The sequence below is a fragment of the Aeromicrobium sp. PFPM2_SD2 genome (genome assembly GCF_057364525.1).
Map to the genome: position 1 here is coordinate 1 of NZ_JBNFNZ010000242.1, position 3,765 is coordinate 3,765.

General features: G+C 74.5%; 3 protein-coding genes. 1 reads left to right on the forward strand and 2 read right to left on the reverse strand.

The window, feature by feature from the left end; genetic code table 11:
- Window positions 1-1,661 (reverse strand): FAD-dependent oxidoreductase (locus AC2W7G_RS11245; RefSeq protein WP_485868506.1); only part of this gene is annotated, 1,661 nt, incomplete at its 3' end.
- Window positions 1,658-3,118 (reverse strand): flavin-containing monooxygenase, encoded by a 1,461-nt coding sequence (locus tag AC2W7G_RS11250; protein WP_485868507.1) that lies wholly within the window; start codon window positions 3,116-3,118, stop codon window positions 1,658-1,660. The genes AC2W7G_RS11250 and AC2W7G_RS11245, both read right to left, overlap by 4 nt.
- A gap of 71 nt (window positions 3,119-3,189) precedes the next feature.
- Here AC2W7G_RS11250 and AC2W7G_RS11255 point away from each other — a divergent pair.
- On the forward strand, window positions 3,190-3,765 hold a 576-nt coding region (locus AC2W7G_RS11255), incomplete at its 3' end, for an AraC family transcriptional regulator ligand-binding domain-containing protein (RefSeq protein ID WP_485868508.1).

Sequence of the window (3,765 nt, forward strand, 5' to 3'; positions counted from 1 at the left end):
CACGCCGGACGTCGGGGCGCGACGGGGAGCAGCCGGCGGTACGGCTCGCCCAGGGCGGGCCGCGGGTCGGCCTCGCCCCGGTTCGGCCACAGCGACACCGCGCGCTCCGCCATGGCCGTGATGGTCAGCGACGGGTTGACGCCGAGGTTGGCGCACACCGCCGAGCCGTCGATGACGTGCAGGCCGGGGTAGTGGTGCACCCGGTGGTAGGGGTCGATGACGCCGCGGTCGGCGTCCTCGCCCATCGGCACGCCGCCGAGCAGGTGCCCGGTGGTCGGGACGTCGACCAGGTCCAGCCACGTGCCCGCCGGCTCGCCGCCCGTGATGTCGGCGATCGCCCGGGCCGCGTCGTGGCCGAGCTTGATCCAGGTCGGGTTCGGCTCGCCCTCGCCCTGGCGGGTGGTCATGACCCGCCGGCCGAGCCGGCGGCGCGTGAACGTCGACAGCGAGTTGTCGTACGTCTGCATGATGAGCAGCGGGATGGTCTCCTGCGACCAGCGCCGCGGGTCGTGGAACCAGGGCAGCTTGCGCCGGTTGCGCCACATGTTGCGCAGGCCCACCGTGAGCCGGCGCCGGCCGGCGACGGGGTCCACCATCATGGCCATCAGCAGCCCCATGGTGTTGCTGCCTGGGCCGTAGCGGCACGGCTCGAGGTGGGTGTGGTCGTCCAGGTGGATGGACGACGTGATCGAGACGCCCTCGCTGTAGTCGGCGTCCGGCCGGTGCGTGCGCACGCCGAGGATGGCCTCGGAGTTGGTGCGGGTGAGCTGGCCCAGCCGCGGCGACAGGCGCGGCAGCGACCCGTTGTCGCGCAGGCGGTGCAGCAGTCGCTGGGTGCCGATGGCCGCGGCGCTGAACACCACCTCGTCGGCGGTGAACACCTTCGTGCGGTGCCGGGCGACGTTGTTCGTGCCCCGGGTGTGCACGGCGTAGCCGCCGCCCGGGAGCGGACGCACGTCGGTCACCGTGGTGAGCGCGTGCACCTGGGCGCCGGCCTGCTCGGCCAGGTACAGGTAGTTCTTGACCGTGGTGTTCTTGGCCCCGACGTTGCAGCCGGTCATGCAGTCGCCGCAGTGGATGCAGGTGGTGCGCTCGGGGCCCACGCCACCGAAGTACGGGTCGGGCACGGTGGTGCCGGGGGCGACGCCGCGGGTCTCGCCGAACAGCACGCCGACGTCGGTGGGGCCGAACGTGTCGGCGACGCCCATCCGCTCCGCGGCGCCGAGCACGGCCCGGTCCGACGGCGTGATGCGCGGATAGGCCTCGACGCCGAGCATCCGCCTGGCCTGGTCGTACGCCGGCGCCAGCTCGGCCTTCCAGTCGGTGAAGCGGGACCAGCTGGCGTCGCGGAAGAAGCCGTCCTTGGGCTCGTACAGCGTGTTGGCGTACACCAGCGAGCCGCCGCCGACGCCCGCCCCGCTGAGCACCAGGACGTCCTTGAGCAGGGTGATCTTCTGGATGCCGAGCAGCCCGGCGGCCGGCGCGAACAGGTAGTCGCGCGCCCGCCAGGAGGTCGTGGCCAGCTCGTGGTCGGCGAACCGCCGGCCGGCCTCGAGGACGCCCACCCGGTAGCCCTTCTCGGTCAGCCGCAGCGCCGTGACGCTGCCGCCGAAGCCCGAGCCGATGACCAGGACGTCGTAGTCGTGTCGGGTCTCGCTCACGCGGGAACCTCCTCGTAGTCGGACCACCGGACGGACTCGAGCCGCCGGGCGTACTCGGCCGTGCGGCCGGGCCAGTTGGTGCTGACGTGCCCGTCGCTGCCTCGGTACCAGCTGGCGCACCCGGTCCACACGCTGCCGGCCAGGCGGGTGCGCATCTCGTCCTCGAACGCGTCGGCGACGTCGGACCGCACGTCCAGCCGGGTGCCCGGCCGCTCGGCCATCCGGCGCACGAGCTGGGCGACGTAGCGCGCCTGGGGCTCGAGCATGCCCAGGATCGAGCTGCCGCCGAGGTTGGTGTGCGGGCCGTACAGGCAGTAGAAGCCGGGGAAGCCCGGCACGGCCACGCCGAGGTGGGCGCTGGCCCCGTCCGCCCACTGCTCGTGCAGGTCGCGGCCGCCGACGCCGGTCACCCGCAGGCTGGCCAGGAAGTCGGTGGCCGCGAAGCCGGTGCCCCACAACAGCACGTCGGCCTCGTGCAGGACGCCGTCGGCGGTGCGGACGCCGCCCGGCTCCACGCCCTCGATGCCCTCGGTCACCACGTCCACGTGGGGCGAGGCGAGCGTCGGGTACCAGTCGTTGGAGAACAGCAGCCGCTTGCAGCCCAGCGGGTAGTCCGGCACGAGCCGGGCGCGCAGCGAGGCGTCCTTCACCTGGTGACGCAGGTGCAGCCGCCAGGCGCGGTGCAGCACCGTCGTCAGCGGCCCGTCCTGGCCGAGGGCCGCGTTGAGCTGCTCGGTCAGCCGCAGGACGACGGCGCGCTCGAGCCGGCGCAGGAACGGCAGCCGGCGCAGCAGCGCGTGGTGGACCCGGCCGTGCGGACGGTCGGGCTTGGGGACGACGTAGGGCGCCGACCGCTGCAGCACGGTGACGTGCGCGGCCTGCTTCGCGACCTGCGGGACGAACTGGATCGCGCTCGCGCCGGTGCCGACGACCACGACGCGCTTGCCGGTCAGGTCGACGTCGTGACGCCACTGCGCGGAGTGGAAGGCCGGACCGGCGAACGTGTCGCGGCCGGGCAGGTCGGGCACGACCGGCTCGGACAGCTGGCCGACGGCCGACACGACCACGTCGGCCTCGAGCGTCTCGCCGGTGCCGGTGGTGACCTGCCAGGTGCGGGTCGCCTCGTCGTAGCGCGCGGCGGTCACCGGCGTCTTGGTGCGGACCAGGTCGCGCAGCCCGTGCTCGGCCGCGGTGTCGCGGATGTAGTCGAGGATCTCCGGCTGCGGGGCGTAGCGGCGCCGCCACGGGCGGTCGGCCGCCCACGACCACGAGTACAGCGCCGACGGCACGTCGCAGGCGGCGCCGGGGTAGGTGTTCTCGCGCCAGACGCCGCCGACCTCGTCGGCCCGCTCCAGCACCTGCACGTCGGCGACGCCGGTGCGCCGCAGCTCGGTGGCGGCGGCCAGGCCGCCGAAGCCGGCGCCGACGACCAGGACTCGGACTCGTGGGGTGCTCACCCTCGGCAGGCTAGGCGGGCCGGAGTGTGACGGGGAGCACGTCAGCGGCCAGGGTCGGCATAATGACGGCCATGTCGATCGCGCTCCTCCCGTCCCGCTCCGGCTGGGACTTCCCGCGGGCCGCCGCGGGACTGGAGCCCGTGCTGGACCTGACCGACGCCCTGCGCATCCCGCGCGCGGCGGTGTTCGCCGGCGTCCGGCTGCCGGTCGACGGCCGCGACCCGGACGCGATGATGACCGCCCGCCAGGAGCTCGACGTCATGGCCAACGTCGCCCGCGAGCTCACCCGGCGCGGCGTCCCGGCCGTCGAGCTCGGCCGGCGGTACCACCTGACGACGTTCGGGGTGCTCGGCTTCGCCATGCAGTCGGCGCCGACGTTCGGGGCGGCCATGGAGCTGGGCCTGCGCTTCCTGGACCTGAGCCACTCGTTCGCCACGCCGTCGGTGACGGTGGACGAGCGCGGCGTCCGGGTGACCGTGCGGCGCCCGGTGGACGTGCCCGACGAGGTGGGCCGGTTCCTGGCCGAGCGCGACCTCACCGCCATCGCCCAGCTCGTGCGCGAGGTGCTGCCGGGCGCCGAGAGCGGGCTCGGCGCCGAGCTGGGCGGGGAGCCGCCGGCCGACCTCCGGCCGGTACCGGGCGCGTGT